Consider the following 15,539-nt stretch of genomic DNA (forward strand, 5'->3'; position numbering starts at 1 on the left):
TCCACCCGGCGAAGTAACCCTTCCCCTTCAAAAGGGGTGATCTGGGGAGGTTTGCCGTGACCGGTTCGCGGTTGCGGCGTTGAAGGGGCAGTGCGGTCGCGCGTCCTGCTGCCGCACTCCCCGAATCAACAAGGAGAAAGTGATGTCTCGCATCGCGAAGGCCGCCACCATCGCCCTCGGCACGGGCGCCGTGGTGCTCGGCGGGGCCGGTCTCGCCGCGGCGAACTCGGGCGCGGAGGGCGCTGCGGCGCACTCGCCCGGCGTCGCGTCCGGCAACGTGGTCCAGGTCCCGGTTCACGTGCCCGTCAACGTGTGCGGCAACACCGTCAACGTGGTCGGCGCCCTCAACCCGGCCATCGGCAACGTCTGCACGAACAACTAGCCGCGAGCCGTACGGCTGTGACGACCGACGTGCGGTGACGGACGGTCGGTCGGCAGGTCCGAACGCCCGGCCGGGGATATCCCCGGCCGGGCGTTCTCCCTGTGCGGCCGTTGTCGGGCGCTACACGGACTCTGGTGTGTGCGGGGGCGGTCCGCACGGCGGCGTCCTCACGCGCGTACGCCGTGCTCGTCCTCCAGGTTCGCCCGGGGCGGCTCCACCCGGCTCACCGGATCTTTCGGGTTCCCCGGGTTCACCGTGTCGCCCGGCGGGCCCGGGGCCATGTCGTGCAGCCCTCCGTCGGGGCCGGGTCCGGCCACGGCGGAGCCGGCGAGCGCCGCCGCCGGGACCAGGGCGGCGAGTGCGCAGACGAGCAGGGTGCGGGCCGTCTCCCGCCGGGTGCCGATCCGTGTTCCGCCGTTTCCGGCAGCCATGCCTGACTCCTCGTCCGGTGCGGTGCTCATCGTGCGGTGCTCATACGGAAGGGACGGCTCCCGGGCCATGCCGGGGGCCGTCCCTTCCGACGACGTGCGACGTTCGGCGTGCCGCCGGTTTCGCTACAGCGCCAGGTCGCCGTGCATCGGCTTGGCGTCCTGGAGGGCGGTCGTCGCGTCCTTGGTGGTGTGGTGCAGCGGGCGGGCGTCGTTCAGCGAGTTGGCGGCCTCGCGGGCCGTCTCGACGAGCGAGCCGCTGGTCCCGGTGTGGATCACGTCCGACTGGTGGTCCAGCGGGGCCACCTCGACGGGAAGCTTGGAGTTCAGGTGGCCGCTGAAGCCCGCGGACGCCACGTCGGCGGCGAACGCGGGCCCGCCGACACTGGCGGCGATCAGGGACCCGGCAACGATGGCGGCAGCCTTCAGGGACTTCATCGTGTTCCTTTCTTCGGCAACGCAGGTCGCCGGAGGGGGAGTCTTTCGCCCTGCCTAACGAGCCCGGGCCGGGCCGGAAACCGGAGGCGCCGAAGATTGCGAGTCCTCATATGAGATCTATGGATGACCGGTTGCCGGGGACGCTGAAGAGACCTCCCCCCGGTGACACCCCTGGGGGCATCCCTGAGGAGACCCGCGAGGGACCGCCGCGTACGGCGAAGGCCGTGGCGCCGACCCGGAGGCCGGCGCCACGGCCGGAGGGAACCGCGCCGTACGGCGCTATGCGTCCGTGTATGCCGCTCACGAGGCCGGCGACAGGAGCGACGACGGCAGCGAGATCGCGGGCAGCGTCACGGCCGAGGTCACGGGCTCCGACGAGGAGGCCGAGGCGGACGAGGTGGCGGTGGGCGACGGCGTCGCCGAGGAATCGGCCGGGGCCGCCGAGGCGGAGTCGGCCGGGGCGTCGACGGCGGTCAGCAGGCCGGTGACGAGGCCCGCCACCTGGGTCAGCAGGTCGGTGACGACCGCCTGGACGTCGCCGACGCCGTTGGTGACCGCCTGCACGAGGTCGTCGATGGCCTTGTCCAGGGCGGCCAGCGCGTCGCTCACCGGGTCGGCGGCGCGCTGCCCCGTCACCGCGGCGGAGGCGGGCGAGCCGGCGGCCGGGGCGGCGGCCGAACCGGCCGGGGTCCTGCCGACCGCCTCGGCGACGGCGCGCTTGGCGGCCTCGCCGGCCTGCCGGGCCTGAGCGGCCGTCAGCTGGCCCTTGTCGGCCTTGGCGATGGTGTTCAGCAGCTCGGTGACCGGCGTGAGCACGTCCGCGCTGCCGCGGACCTTCCCGGCCTGCGCGCGCAGCGCGTCCGCGGCGGGCTGCCGCAGCTGGGGCGCGACGGGGTGGTCCTCGCGGACCGGGTCGGCGGCCATGGCGGCCGAGCCGGCGATCCCGGTCAGAAGGGCGGCGCACAGGGCTCCGGCGGCGAGGCGCCGTGCGGGCAGGGAACGCATGGGGATTCCTTTCGACGGGCGACTGATCTTGAGCCCACCGTGGGAGCGGCTTCGCGCGCCCGCAACCGATCATGCGCTTTCTGGCTGTCCCCCGTTTCCCTCCGCTGCCGCGTCGCCGCTGGTGGGGCGGTGTGTCGCGGTGTGCGGTCCGGCCCCGTGCGGGGGACGTCCACCGCCGGATGCCCGCCGATTCGGCCGATGGTGTGGTTCACGGCGGCAGCAAGTTTCACCATTCCGACACACATGCCCGGATTCACCATGTTTGTCCTGCCGACAACTAGAGTTGCGGCTCTCCCGAGGCAACTCTCCCGGCGGACGCATCGCACGCATGTCGCTGCTGTCACCGCCCCCCGCTTCCGAAAGGCATCGACGGTCATGCCCCAATCCCTGGGCCCGCTGCTGCGCCGTGCCACGGTGGGCGTCCTCGCCCTCACCGCCCTGTGGCTGCCCGGCGGACCCCCCGCCGCCGCGTCGGCCGCGCCGCCCGCGCCGGAGGCGGGCGGCATCGCGTTCGCCGAGCGGTACCACGCGCTCCAGCACGGCGGCATCGTGCGCGCGGCGAACTCCTCCGTCACCTGCCGCCCGGCCCCCGGCCAGGGCGGCCCCTCGTGCCCGGCCGCGCAGGCGGGCGAGCAGGGCACGAACGGCGACTTCGACACGTCGTACATCGACGTCGACGACGACCCGAACACCTACAACTCCTCCCGCGCCGAGGCCCGGCTGCCGGCCGGCTCCCGGGTGACGTACGCGCGCCTGTACTGGGGCGGCAACCTGCGCGTGGGCGAGCAGAAACCGCCGCAGGACGACGGGCGGGTGCTGGTCGCCGAGCCGGGCGGGTCGTACAAGGAGCTGATCGCCGACACCGTCGTCGGGCACCGGGTCGCGGACGGCGCGGACGCCTTCCAGGCCTCGGCGGACGTGACCGGGCTGGTGCGCGAGAGCGGCCCGGGCCCGTACACCGTCGCGCAGGTCAACGTGGCCGGCGGCCGGTCCCGGGCCGGCGCCTGGGGCGGCTGGACGCTGGTGGTGGCGTACGAGAACCCGGCGGAGCCGCTGCGCGACATCGCGCTGTGGGACGGCTTCGCGCCGCTGAGCTCCGGCGCGCAGGAGATGCGGTTGAACCACCTCGGCTACCCGGCGGGCGCGGGCGGGCGGGTCGGTCTCGTCGCGTACAACGGCGACCGCGGCACCACCGGCGACTCGCTCACCCTGACGGCCGGTCACGCGGCCCCCGTCGACCTCGCCGGGCCCGGCAACCCGGCCGACGACGTGCTGAACTCCACCATCAGCGAGCCCGGCGACGCCACCGCGCGGGTGCCCGCGTACGGGAACACCCTCGGCTACGACTCCGATGTGTTCGACCTCGCGGGGCTGCTGCGCGACGCCGGCGACCAGGCGACCTTCCGGCTCCGTTCGCAGCGCGACGCGGCGTGGGCCGGCGTGCTGTTCGCCGCCGTCGACGCCCGGCGGTGAGCGCGCCGCAGCCCGCGGCCGCAGGGGGTGCGGCGGGCGCGCCCCCTGCGGGCCGCCCGCCGCGCGTCCTGCACCTGGCCCAGCCGGTGGAGGGCGGGGTGGCGCGCGTCGTGACGGACCTGGTCGAGGCGCAGTCGGCGGACGGTCTGGACGTCGTCGCCGCCTGCCCCGACGGCCCGCTGCCCGAGCGGCTGCGGGCCCTCGGCGTGCCCGTACGGCACTGGCCCGCCACCCGGTCGCCCGGCCCCTCGCTCGCCGGGGAGGTACGGCGGCTGGCGCGGCTGATCGACGAGGTGCGCCCGGACCTGGTGCACGCGCACAGCGCGAAGGCGGGCCTGGCCGGGCGGCTCGCCGTGCGCGGCCGGGTCCCCACCGTCTTCCAGCCGCACGCCTGGTCGTTCGAGGCGGTCGGCGGCGTCACCGCGGCCCTCGCCCTGAACTGGGAGCGGTGGGGGGCGCGGTGGGCGGCGCGGACGGTGTGCGTCAGCGAGGCCGAGCGCGCCACCGGCGAACGCGCCGGGATCGCCGGCCGGTGGGCCGTCGTCGCCAACGGCGTCGACACCGCCCGCTTCCGCCCGGCGCCCGCCGCCGCCGTACGGTCCGCCCTCGCGCCGGTGACCGGACTCGGCCCGGCCGCGCCGCTCGCCGTGTGCGTGGGGCGGCTGTGCCGGCAGAAGGGGCAGGACGTCCTGCTGCGGGCCTGGGAGACCGTCGTGCGCGCGGTGCCCGGCGCCCGGCTGGTGCTGGTCGGCGACGGGCCGGACGGGGACCGGCTGCGGGCCGGGGCGCCGCCGTCCGTGCTGTTCGCTGGAGCCGTCGCCGACGTACGGCCCTGGTACCAGGCCGCCGATCTGGTGGTGCTGCCGTCCCGCTGGGAGGGGATGGCGCTGGCGCCGCTGGAGGCGATGGCGTGCGGGCGGCCGGTGGTGGTCACCGATGTGGACGGCGCCCGCGAGAGCCTGCCGCCGGAGTGCGCCGACCGCTGCCTGACGCCGCCCGAGGACCCGGCGGCGCTGGCCCGCGCGGTGACCGGGCTGCTGCTCGACGCGGACCTGCGCGCCGCGCTCGGCGCCGAGGCCCGGCGGCACGTGCTGGCCGCCCACGACGTACGGCACACCGCCGAGGCGGTCGCGGGCGTCTACCGCGATCTGCTCGGCCCCCGGCCCGCCGGCCCGGGACCGGTCCCGCCGCGGGCGGGTGACCGCGCCGGGCCCGGCCGGCCGCTCGGCCCGGCACGCGCCGCCGGGGCGGACCGCACGGCGCCGCGTCCCCAGCCCACCGAGCACAGGGAGTCGAACCACCCGTGACCGCCGAACGTACCGATACCGTGCCCTCCCCCGGTGTGCAGCCACGGGACGGCCAGCTCACCCCCGTCTCGGTCGTGCCGCCGCGCGGCCCGGCCACCGCCTTCCGCTTCCCCGCCGTCCGCCGCCCGGCCCTGCCGGGCACCCGGCCGGCGCTGCTCGTCGCGGACGGCGTCGCCGCCCTGACCGGCGCCTTGGCGCTGGCCGAGGGCCGGCGCCAGCCGCTGCTGGTCGCCCTGCTGGTCGCCTGCTCGCTGCTGCTGCGCCCGCGCGGCGCCCGGCGGCCCGCGCCGGGCCTGCTGGAGGAACTGCCCGCCGTATGGGGGCGGATCACGGTCGCCTGGCTGGCGCTGGCCGCGCTCGCCGCGGCGTACGGGCCCGGGCACCCGCTGCCCCCGCGGACCGTGGTGACCGGCCTGGTCGTGCAGGCGGTGGCGTGCTGCGCGCTGCGCGGCGCCGTGCACGGGCGGCGGCGCGCCGCGCTGCTGCGCCACCCGCACCCGGCGCTGGTCGTCGGCCCGGTGGCGGGCGCGCAGCGCGTGGCCGCCGCCGTGCTGCGCCACCCGCGGTGCGGGGCGCGGCCGGTGGGGATCGTCGCCGGGCAGCCGGACGGCGCGGAGGGCCTGCCGGTGCTGACCACCGGCGAGGAGGTCAAGCGCGCGGTCATCCAGAACGGGGTGCGCGCGGTGCTGGTCCTCGGGCCCGAGGCGCGCGCCGAGCAGGAGCCGCTGCTGCGGGCGCTGGCCGAGTCGGGCTGCCGGGTGTGGGAGCTGGACGCCGGCTGCCCCGCGTACGCGGCGGGCGAGCGGCTGGCCGGGTTCCCCTGCCGGCTCCTGGACCTGGCCCCGGCGCGCCGCGAGGGCGTCGGCAAACGGGTGCTGGACGTGCTGGTGTCCGGGGTGCTGCTGGCGCTGGTCAGCCCGCTGCTGCTGGTGTGCGCGGTGGTGCTGCGGATCAGCGACGGGCCGGGCGTGGTGTTCCGTCAGGAGCGCATCGGCCGCGACGGCCGGCCGTTCACGCTGCTGAAGTTCCGCACCCACCGCCCGGTGGACGAGCACGAGTCGGCGACCCGGTGGAGCGTGGCGAACGAGCACGAGATGCGCCGCTTCTGCCGGATGCTGCGGCGCACCTCGCTGGACGAGCTGCTCCAGCTGTGGAACGTGCTGCGCGGCGACATGAGCCTGGTCGGCCCGCGCCCCGAACGCCCCTACTTCGTCGCCCAGTTCAGCCAGGCCTACCCCGGTTACGCGGCCCGGCACCGGATGCGGGCCGGGCTGACCGGGCTCGCCCAGGTCAACGGGTTGCGCGGCGACACCTCGATCGAGGACCGCAGCCGGTTCGACAACGCCTACATCGACGACTGGTCCCTGTGGCAGGACGTGTGCATCCTGCTGCGCACCGCCGTGGCGCTGGTCCGTCCCACGGGGAGCTGAGCGACGTGAGCCTCGCCCTGACGGCGCTCCCGCGCCGCCCCGCCGCGCCGGCGCCGGTCGCCGCGGCGGTGGCCGTGGTCGCGCTGCTGGCCCTGCCCGTGTCGCCGGGCGGCGCGGAGCCCGCCGACGTGCTCTCCGCGCTGATGGTGCTGTACTGCCTGGTCCTGGTGGTGCGCGAGCGGCGGCGTCCGCTGCCGCCGGCCGCGGCGCTGCTGCTCGGCCTGCCGGTGGTGGGCCTGGCGCTGGCCGCGATGGGCGCCTCCTCCGCGGCGGCCGGGCTCGCCGGGCTCGGCCGCTATCTCCAGATCTTCGTGCTGGTCCCGGCGGCGGTGCTGCTGCTCGTCCGCGACCGGTCCGGATTCCGGCTGCTGGCCTGGTCGTTCGTGGGGCTCGCCCTGGTCCAGGGGACCGTCGGGGTGCACCAGTACGTCACCCGGACCGGGGCCTCCTACCAGGGCGAGGACGTGCGGGCGGTCGGCACGTTCGGGCCGCAGGACGTGATGGGCATGGCCACGGCGGTGGCGCTCGGCCTGGTCTGCGCGGTCGGGATCGCGCTGGGCCGCTCGCCGCTGCGGCAGCGGGCGCTCGCCGCCGGGTGCGCGCTGGTCCTGTCGGCGCCGCTGGCGTTCTCCTTCAGCCGGGGCGCGTGGATCGCCACCGTGCTGGCGTGCTCCGTGCAGCTGGTGCTGGCGGGGCCGCGCCGGGCGCTGGTGACGGCCGCCGCCGTGGCCGCCGCGGGGGTGGTGCTGGTGGGCGGGTTCGGCGCGGGCTCGGCGCAGTTGCAGCAGCGGCTCGGCAGCATCGCGCAGGTCGCCGACGCCCCCGACCAGTCGGTGATCGACCGGTACACCCTGTGGGCGTCCGCCGTCGGCATGTGGCGCCGGCACCCGGTGACCGGGGTCGGGCTGAAGGGCTTCCCCGAGTACCGCGACGGCAACGCCAGTGTGGCGCTGTCCTCGGGCGCCGAGGTGGCGGGCGCGGGCGCGGCGTACCGGCGCCAGCCGCTGCTGTCGCCGCACAACATGTACCTGCTGCTGCTGAGCGAACAGGGCCTGGTCGGGCTGGTCGCGCTGGCCGGGGGCTGGCTGGCGCTGCTGGTGTGCGCCGTACGGCGGCTGCCGCGCGTCCGCGACGGCGGCGATGGCGGGGGTGGCGGCGGCCGTGGTGACGGGGGTGCCGAAGGGGGCGGGCGCGGTGACGAGGGTGCCGACGGGGGTGGGCTCGACTGCGGGCTGGTGGCCTGCGGGCTGATCGTCTGGCTGCTGACCGACTTCGCCTACGGCGACATCGGCGGCCCCTCGACCCTGCTGACCGGACTGGCCCTCGGCCTCACGGCGTGGTGGGCCCTGTCCGGCGGCCACGCGCCGCGCGAACTCACTGCGACCCGTACCGAGGAGGCGGTGACGCGATGACCGTGAGACCTCCGTCCGTTCCGGACCCCGCGCGGGGTCCGGGCTCCGGGACGGCTGAATCCGTGACCGGGGCGCCCACGCCGGGCGCGGAAGCGACCGGGCCGGGCGCTGGGGTGCCCAAGCCGGGTGCCGGGGTTCCCAGGCCGGGAGCCGGGGTGCCGAAGCCGGGCGCGGAAGCGACCGGGCCAGGCGCCGGGGTGGCCGAGCCGGGCGCCGGGGCGCCGAAGCCAGGCGCGGAAGCGACCGGGCCAGGCGTCGGCGTACCCAAGCCCGGCGCGGAGGCGACCGGGCCAGGCGCCGGGGTGGCCGAGCCGGGAGCCGGGGCGCCCAAGCCAGGAGCCGGGGTACCCACGCCGGATGCCGGGATGTCCAAGCCGGGCGCCAGGGTGTCCAAGTCCGGTGCCAGGATGCCCAAGCCGGGTGCCAGGGTGTCCAAGTCAGGCGCTGGGAGGCTCAAGTCGGGCACAGGCAGGCCCAAGCCGGGTGCACGCAGGCCCAAGTCGGGTGCAGGCGGGACCGAGCCCGGGGCCGGAGTGCCCAAGCCCGGAGCCGCGCCCCTCGATCTCGGGTTCGCCGACGACCTCGTGGCCCCGAACCCGCCAGGAGCCGCAGCCGGCCGGTGCTCGCCCGCCGCACACGGCCCGGCCTCGTCCGCCGCACCCGCGCCCGCGCCCGGTACCGCCACCTCACCCGACCTCCCCTCGCCCGGCCTCCCCGCCCCCGGCGCCGAACCCGCCGTGCCGCCCGCACGCAAGGGCGGTTCCGGCGGGGGCGAGGCGGGGGCGGCGTCGCGGGGGTTTCTCGCGCGCGCCGCGCTCGTCACGGCGTCGCTGTCCGTCGCCGGTTCCCTGCTCGGCCTGGTGCGCGACCAGGCGCTGGCGCGGCTGTTCGGCGCGGGCAGCGACACGGACGCCTTCCTGGTCGCCTGGACCGTCCCGGAGTTCGCCTCCACGCTGCTCATCGAGGACGGCCTCGCGCTGGTGCTGATCCCGGCGTTCAGCATGGCGCTGTCCCGCCGCGCCAAGGGCGCCGGGGGCGATCCGGTGCGCGCGCTGGTGGGCGACACCCTGCCCCGGCTGTGCCTCGCCCTGGCGGCGGTCGCCGCTCTGGTGGCGGGCTGCGCGCCCTGGCTGGTCCGCGCCCTCGCGCCCGGCCTGCCCGACCCGCGCCTCGCCGCCGACTGCACCCGGCTCACCGCGACCTGCGTCCTGGCGTTCGGACTGGCCGGCTACTGCAGCGCGGCCCTGCGCGCCCACCGCCGCTTCCTCGCGCCGGCGGCGATCTACGTGGCGTACAACACCGGCATCATCGCCGCGATGTACCTGCTCGGCGACGCCTGGGGGGTGCGCTCGGCGGCGGTCGGCGTCGCGGCCGGCGGCTGCCTGATGGTCGCCGTACAACTGCCGTCGCTGTGGCGGCAGCTGACGAGCCGCAGACCCGCGCCGCGTCCGGGCGGGACGGACGCGGAGGGGCGGCCGATGCAGCTCGCCCTGGTCGCCGCCGTGCTGCTGTTCGCGCTGTGCCGCCAGTCGCAGGTCCTCGTCGAGCGTTTCCTCGCCTCCACCCTGCCCGCCGGGGCCATCTCGCACCTGAACTACGCGCAGAAGGTCGCGCAGATCCCGATGACGCTGTCGCTGATGCTGTGCACCGTCACCTTCCCTGTGGTGGCGCGCGCCCTCGCCGACGGCGACACCGAGCGCGCCCGCTCCCGCGTCCAGCGGGACATCGCGCTCGCCTCCGCGCTGGTGCTGCTGGGCATGTGCGCGGTCATCGCCTGCGCCCCGCAGATGATCGAACTGCTCTTCCAGCGCGGCGCGTTCACCGCCGCGGACACCGCCGCCACGGCGTCCGTCATGCGCGTGTACGCCCTCGGGCTGCTCGGCCAGACCCTGGTGGGCGCCCTGGTCCGCTCCTACTTCTCGGCCGGCCGGCCCCGCTGGTACCCGGTCGCCGCGATGGCCGCGGGCATCGCCGTCACCTCCTGGACCGGGGCCGCGGCCGTGGGCCCGTTCGGCGTAGCCGGCATCGCCGCCGCCAACGCCCTCGGCATCACCGTCACCGCCGCCCTGCTCCTGACCGGTCTGCGCAAGGGCCGCCGCGCCGCCGACGGCGTGTCCGTCCATCTGCGGCAGGTGCTGGCCGAGCTGAGCCGGCCGGTGCGCGCCGCGGTGGTCGCCACCGTCGCCGGGGCGTTCGTCGCGAGCCGCCCGGACTCCGCGCCGGCCGGTCTGGTGGCCGGCCTGCTGACCGTGACCGCCGTCTTCGTCCCCCTCACCCTCGCCCTGGGCGGTCCCCAGGGCCGCACATCCGCCCTGCGCTCCGTACGCACCGTCACACGAAGGCTCGCACATGGCCGCAACCGTTGATTCCGCCGTCCCGGGCGCCGTGCCCGTCCCCCGCCAGGGGCCGTTCCCGTGGGTGGCGATGTACCACTCGGTGGGCGACTGCTCGCACGACCCGTACCGCGTCACGGTCACCCCCGAACGGCTGGAGCGGCAGCTGGCGTGGCTGCGCCGGCGCGGGCTGCGCGGCGTGTCCATGGGCGAGCTGCTCGCCGCCCGGGCCCGCGGCGAGGCCCGCGGTCTGGTCGGGCTCACCTTCGACGACGGGTACGCCGACTTCGTCACCGACGCCCTGCCGCTGCTGCGCCGCTGGGGCTGCCGCGCCACCCTGTTCGTGCTGCCCGGCCGGCTCGGCGGCGACAACGCCTGGGACCCGCTCGGCCCGCGCAAGCTGTTGCTGGCCGCGGACGGCATCCGGCACGCCGCCGCCGAGGGCGTCGAGATCGGCTCGCACGGGCTGACCCACGTCGACCTGACCCGCGCCGACGACCGCACCCTGCGCGCCGAGGTCGCCGAGAGCCGCGACCGGCTCACCGAGCTGACCGGCGTGCGCACCGACGGCTTCTGCTACCCGTACGGCACCGTCGACGCCCGCGTCGCCGAGGCCGTGCGGGAGGCCGGCTACTCCTACGCCTGCGCCATCGACCCCGGCCCGCTGACCGGCCCGTACGCCCTGCCGCGCGCCCACGTCGGGCAGAGCGACACGGCGCTGCGCCTGTTCCTCAAACTGCGGCTGCACCGGCTGCGCCGACGCCCGGTGGAGGGGCTGTAGATGACCACGAGCGCGCCCTCCGCCCCGGCCAGGGCCCTGCACATCATCACCGGCCTCGGCGTCGGCGGCGCCGAGCAGCAGTTGCGGCTGCTGCTGCGGCATCTGCCCGTCGACTGCGACGTGGTGACGCTCACCCAGCCGGGCGCGGTCGCCGAGGGCCTGACCGCCGACGGGGTGCGCGTCGTCCACCTCGGCATGCGCGGCAACCGGGACCTGGCCGCGCTGCCCCGCCTGGTCCGGGTGATCCGCACCGGCCGCTACGACCTCGTCCACACCCACCTCTACCGGGCCTGCGTCTACGGCCGGCTCGCCGCGCGCCTGGCCGGGGTGCGGGCCGTCGTCGCCACCGAACACTCCCTCGGCGACACGCAGATGGAGGGCCGCAGGCTCACCGCGGGGGTGCGCGCCCTGTACCTCGCCAGCGAACGGCTGGGCTCGGCCACGGTCGCCGTCTCCCCCACGGTCGCCGACCGGCTGGAGCGCTGGGGCGTGCCCGCGCCGCGCATCGAGGTCATCCCCAACGGCATCGACCTCGACCGCTTCCGCTTCGACCCCGCGCGCCGCGAACGCACCCGCCGCCGCCTCGGCCTGCCGGCGGGCGCGTACGTCGTCGGCGGCGTCGGGCGGCTGGCCCCGGGCAAGCGGTTCGACGTCCTGATCCGCGCCCTCGCGCTGCTCCCGGACGACTGCTGGCTGCTGCTGGTGGGCGGCGGTCCCGAGGAGCACGTCCTGCGCCGCACCGCCCACGAGGCCGGGGTCGCCGGGCGGGTGCTGTTCACCGGCGAGCGCCCCGGCCTCCCCGACGGCTCCCCCGGCCCCGACCTGCCCTCGCTCACCTGTGCGATGGACCTGCTCGCGGCCCCGTCCGAGGACGAGGCCTTCGGCCTCGCCGTCGTGGAGGCGCTGGCCTGCGGACTGCCCGTGCGCTACGGCTCCTGCCCGGCCGTCGAGGACCTGCCGCGCCCGGCCGCGGCCGGCGCCCGCCAGGTGCGCGGCGGCGCGGCGGCGTACGCCCGCGCGATCACCGAGGCCCGCGCGGCGGGGCCGGGGCCGCGCACCGCACCGCAGGCCGCGCACCGCTACAGCATCGCCCGCAGCGCGGCCCGGCTGATGGACGTGTACGCGGCAGCCGTCTCCAGCCCGTCGTCCCCCTCATCCCTGGGAGCAACCCCGTCATGACCACCACGAAGAACAAGCCCGTCATGACCGACCCCGCGAAGAACGCGCGCAGCGCGACGGCCGCCGCTGGGAGCGAGCCCGCCGCGGCGTCCGCCCCTGGGGGCAGGTCCGGCGCGGCCGGCGCGGCTGACGGCGCGGCCGGCGCGGGTCGCGCGTCCGGCGGCGAGCCCGCCGCCACGGTCGGCGCCCAGGGCACGGCGGACGAGAGCGGGACGGCCACGGGCGAGGCCGCTGCGGCGGCCCCTGCCGGCCAGCCCGCGACCGGCGACGCGCCTGACGGCGCGTCCGGCGCGGGACGCGCGTCCGGCGGCAAGTCCGCCGCCACGGTCGGCGCCCAGGGCAAGGTCGTCCCCGGCAGTGGGACCGGCTCGGGCGCCGCGGCTGACGGCGCGTCCGGCGGCGAGACGGTCGGCGCTGAGGGGATGGCGGCCGAAGACGAGACGGCCACCGGCGAGACGGCCACCGGCGGGACGGCCACAGGCGGGACGGCCATGGGCGAGGGTGCTGCGGTCGCCGCCGCGCAGGGTGAGGTCGCTGCGACGGCTGTCCGGGGCGGGCGTACCGGCAGTGCGTCGATGCCGGGCGGCGGCTCGGGCCGGTCGCCACGGTTCTCGCTCGCGCGGGTCAGGCGGTTGCCGTCCTGGTCCGTGCTCGCGGCCGGGGCCCTCGCCGGGGGGCTGTTCGGGGCGGCGTACGGCTGGCTGACCCCGCCGGCGTACACGGCCACCAGCTACCTCGTCGCCGTGCCCACCAAGAAGGCCGAGGCGAACTCCGCCCTCGGTTTCGCGCAGGCCTACGGCCGCGTCGCCACGCAGCCCGCGGTGCTCGCGGGCGCGCAGCAGCAGGCGGGCGTGCCGGTGCGCACGCTCCAGCGCGCCGTGCGCGCGGAGACCTCGCCGGACGCCCCGATGGTCGCCGTCTCCGCCACCTCGGCGCGGCCCGCGCGCGCCGCCGACATGGCCAACGCGGTCGCCCGGGCGCTGGCCGCGCAGGCGAACGCCGCCAAGGCCAGCACCCAGGTGCAGCTCGTGCAGTTCTCCCGGGCGGTCCGGCCCACCGAACCGACCTCCACGTCCACGCGGGTGACCGCCCTGGTGGGCGCCAGCGCGGGCGGCCTGCTGTGCGGGCTGGCGCTGCTGGCCCGACCCCGGCGGAACGGCACGGACGGACCGGCCGGTGCGGTCGGACCGGCCGGTGCGGTCGGCACGGACGGTGCCGCCGGTGCGGCCGGTGCGCACGGCGCGGACGGCGACGGGTCTGCGCCCGCCCTCGCCCGTACCGTCTCCGCCACCGCCCCTGCTCCAGCCGCTCCCGCGGTGCCCGGCCCGGCCGCCGCCGACACGCGGGGAGAGCGGTGAGGCCGGTGCGCCCGGCGGCCGGGTCCGGACACGGGACGGGAGCCGTGTCCGAGGCCGGGTCCGAAGCCGAGTCCGAGGCCAGGGCCGGGGCCGAATCCGGAACCAGGGCCGAATCCGGAGCCGAGGCCGGGTCCGGGTACGAGGCCAGGTCCGGGTACGAGGCCAGGTCCGGGTACGGGAGCGGGGCCGGGGCGAAGTCCGGAAACGGGGCCGGGGCGAAGGCCGGGGCCAGGTCCAGGGCCCGGGACGTATCCAGGCATGGGATCGACCCCGGTGCCTCGCTACCCGTCCTGCGACCACCAGTCGAAGCGGACGCAGAGCTTGCCGCCGAGCCAGTACTCCGCCCAGCTGCCGAGGTCGACCGGCGAGCAGTCCTTCGGGGACGCCGGGGCGGCGGGCGCGGTCGGCTGCGGTGTGGGCGCCGGGGTCTGGGGCTCGGTCGGGGCCGGGGTCGGCTCGTCGGCGCGGCCGAAGAGGACGGACCGGTAGACCTGGGACGCCCTGGGATTGGCCGAGCACTGCCACACGCCGTGCGGGCAGTAGTCGGTCAGCGTGTTGTAGAGCGGCTTGTGCTCGTCCATCCAGGCCAGCATGCGCCGCATGTACTCGGCGTTGTCGCCGTTGCGGAAGAGCCCCCATTCGGGGTAGGAGATCGGCTTTCCGTGGGCCTTCGCGAAATCCACCTGCGCCTGGAGTCCGTACGGTTCCTTGATCTGCTCGTCGAAGGAGATTCCGCTGGGCTGGTCGTAGGAATCCATGCCCATGATGTCGACGGTGTCGTCACCCGGATAGCACTCGGTCCAGGGAACGGCGTCCCGCCCCCGGTTCGGTGCGAAATCGAACCGGAACTTTTGGCCCGGCACCGAGCGCATGGTGGTGACGATCCGGTTCCAGTACTTCTTCCAGGACTCCGGGTCCGGTCCGCAGCGGTGGGTGTAGGTGGTGCCGTTCATCTCCCAGCCGAGCACGAGGACCGTGTCCTCGGCCTTCAGTTGGACCAGCCGTTCGGCCAGGGCGCGGAAGTGGTGGTCGAACTCGCCGGCCGCGCCCTGCCGCAGCAGCCGTCTGACCTCGTCGTCGGAGACGCCCGCCTCGTTGCGCTCCTGGAGGGGCACGTTGAGGACGAGCATCCGGTCGGGTCTCTCGTTGCGCCAGCGCGCCCACGCCTCCAGGAAGCCGGGCGCGCCCTCGATGTCGCTCCAGTGCTCGCCGGGCAGATAGGTGTGGCCGACGCGGAGTTCGGCGCCGCCCAGCCAGCGGCTGAGCTGCGGCATCCGGGCCACCCCGCGGGAGTCGGAGGCGAGGAAGGCGCCGAAGGCCGGGACCTGCACGGGCGGCACCGTCGGTACGGCCGCGACGCCGACCGGCGGTGCGGGCACGGGCGGTGTGAGCACGGGGGCCGCGGGGACGGCCGCCGGAGGAACGGCGCTCGGCTCGGCCGCCGGGGGAACGCCTTGAGCGGTCGCCTGCGCGACGCCCGCCGCGGTGGCGGCCGGTGCCGCGGGAACGGCCGGGACGGCGGGCACGGCCGCCTGCGCCCCGGCGGGAACGGTCGCCCCGGCCGGGGCGGTCGTCGCGGGTGTCTGGACGGCGGCGGCCGGTGCGGTCGGGACGGCCACCGGCGGGGTCGGTGCCGGCGCCCGCGGATCGGCGGCCCGCACCGCCTCCACCCCCCTCGCGGGACCGCACGCCAGGGTGGCCAGCGCGACCGCCGCCGCGCCCACGGCCAGCCGGCGGACCCGCGTCCGCCTCTGCTCGGCTGCCATTCCTGCTCCCTTCCTCGCCGCTGTCCGGACTTCCCTCTGCATTCCCCATATTGACGGCCAGTCATATGAAGTGAGGCATACGCAAGCCGAAGGCGCCACCGCCGTCATGGCTTTCGAGTGCCCGGCTGGCCCGTACGGGTGAGCCGTATCCGACGACACGACGACACAACGTAGAGATCCCCCCGAGAAACACCGCACAAGCCCTCGGGAAGCCCCGAGAAAACCCCGAGAAGCCCCCTAGAAGACC

General features: G+C 76.6%; 12 protein-coding genes and 1 pseudogene. 9 read left to right on the forward strand and 4 right to left on the reverse strand.

The genetic code is table 11. From position 1 onward, the window contains the following. Positions 1-142 precede the first annotated feature (142 nt). Positions 143-382 carry a chaplin gene (locus K7787_RS16775; protein WP_019980461.1) on the forward strand — a complete coding sequence of 80 codons (240 nt, stop codon included), beginning with the start codon at positions 143-145 and terminating at the stop codon, positions 380-382. Between the two features lie 167 nt (positions 383-549). Here the strand turns inward: K7787_RS16775 and K7787_RS16780 are convergent, their stop codons facing one another. The 3 genes from K7787_RS16780 to K7787_RS16790 all read right to left on the reverse strand — a co-directional run bounded on the left by K7787_RS16780 (position 550) and on the right by K7787_RS16790 (position 2,253). Next, entirely contained in the window at positions 550-813 is a 264-nt protein-coding gene (locus tag K7787_RS16780) for a hypothetical protein (RefSeq protein ID WP_233359759.1), read from the reverse strand. Between the two features lie 123 nt (positions 814-936). Continuing rightward, entirely contained in the window at positions 937-1,248 is a 312-nt protein-coding gene (locus K7787_RS16785; RefSeq protein WP_009188672.1) for a hypothetical protein, read from the reverse strand. Positions 1,249-1,548: 300 nt separating this feature from the next. Then, a complete protein-coding gene (locus K7787_RS16790) occupies positions 1,549-2,253 on the reverse strand; it encodes a hypothetical protein (RefSeq protein WP_223001899.1) in 705 nt (234 codons plus the stop codon). 375 nt (positions 2,254-2,628) lie between these two features. On the opposite strand from K7787_RS16790, the gene K7787_RS16795 reads away from it, so the two are divergent. The 8 genes and pseudogenes from K7787_RS16795 to K7787_RS16830 all read left to right on the forward strand — a co-directional run. Further along, the gene (locus K7787_RS16795; RefSeq protein WP_223001900.1) at positions 2,629-3,726 is read left to right on the forward strand and encodes a DUF3344 domain-containing protein; all 1,098 of its coding nucleotides are present in this window, start codon (positions 2,629-2,631) and stop codon (positions 3,724-3,726) included. 98 nt (positions 3,727-3,824) lie between these two features. Beyond that, positions 3,825-5,033, forward strand: a complete 1,209-nt coding sequence (locus tag K7787_RS16800; protein ID WP_372456650.1) for a glycosyltransferase — start codon at positions 3,825-3,827, stop codon at positions 5,031-5,033. Then, positions 5,030-6,463 carry an exopolysaccharide biosynthesis polyprenyl glycosylphosphotransferase gene (locus tag K7787_RS16805; protein ID WP_223001901.1) on the forward strand — a complete coding sequence of 478 codons (1,434 nt, stop codon included), beginning with the start codon at positions 5,030-5,032 and terminating at the stop codon, positions 6,461-6,463. The genes K7787_RS16800 and K7787_RS16805 overlap by 4 nt, the downstream gene beginning before the upstream one ends. A gap of 5 nt (positions 6,464-6,468) precedes the next feature. After that, positions 6,469-7,875: an O-antigen ligase family protein gene (locus tag K7787_RS16810; RefSeq protein ID WP_223001902.1), complete on the forward strand. Its 1,407-nt coding sequence runs from the start codon at positions 6,469-6,471 to the stop codon at positions 7,873-7,875. 584 nt (positions 7,876-8,459) lie between these two features. Continuing rightward, positions 8,460-10,241 carry a murein biosynthesis integral membrane protein MurJ gene (murJ, locus tag K7787_RS16815; RefSeq protein WP_372456651.1) on the forward strand — a complete coding sequence of 594 codons (1,782 nt, stop codon included), beginning with the start codon at positions 8,460-8,462 and terminating at the stop codon, positions 10,239-10,241. Further along, positions 10,225-10,989: a polysaccharide deacetylase family protein gene (locus K7787_RS16820; protein ID WP_223001903.1), complete on the forward strand. Its 765-nt coding sequence runs from the start codon at positions 10,225-10,227 to the stop codon at positions 10,987-10,989. The genes murJ and K7787_RS16820 overlap by 17 nt, the downstream gene beginning before the upstream one ends. Then, positions 10,990-12,168, forward strand: coding sequence for a glycosyltransferase (locus K7787_RS16825; RefSeq protein ID WP_009188678.1), 1,179 nt, complete (start codon positions 10,990-10,992; stop codon positions 12,166-12,168). Positions 12,169-12,743: 575 nt separating this feature from the next. Continuing rightward, a pseudogene (locus K7787_RS16830) lies at positions 12,744-13,382 on the forward strand (YveK family protein); the annotation flags it as partial. Positions 13,383-13,807: 425 nt separating this feature from the next. Here the strand turns inward: K7787_RS16830 and K7787_RS16835 are convergent. Beyond that, complete coding sequence (locus tag K7787_RS16835) at positions 13,808-15,292, reverse strand: glycoside hydrolase family 26 protein (RefSeq protein ID WP_223001904.1); 1,485 nt, start codon at positions 15,290-15,292, stop codon at positions 13,808-13,810. Positions 15,293-15,539 lie beyond the last annotated feature (247 nt).

Origin of the sequence: Streptomyces sennicomposti, assembly GCF_019890635.1 — a bacterium.
Taxonomy (GTDB): domain Bacteria; phylum Actinomycetota; class Actinomycetes; order Streptomycetales; family Streptomycetaceae; genus Streptomyces; species Streptomyces sennicomposti.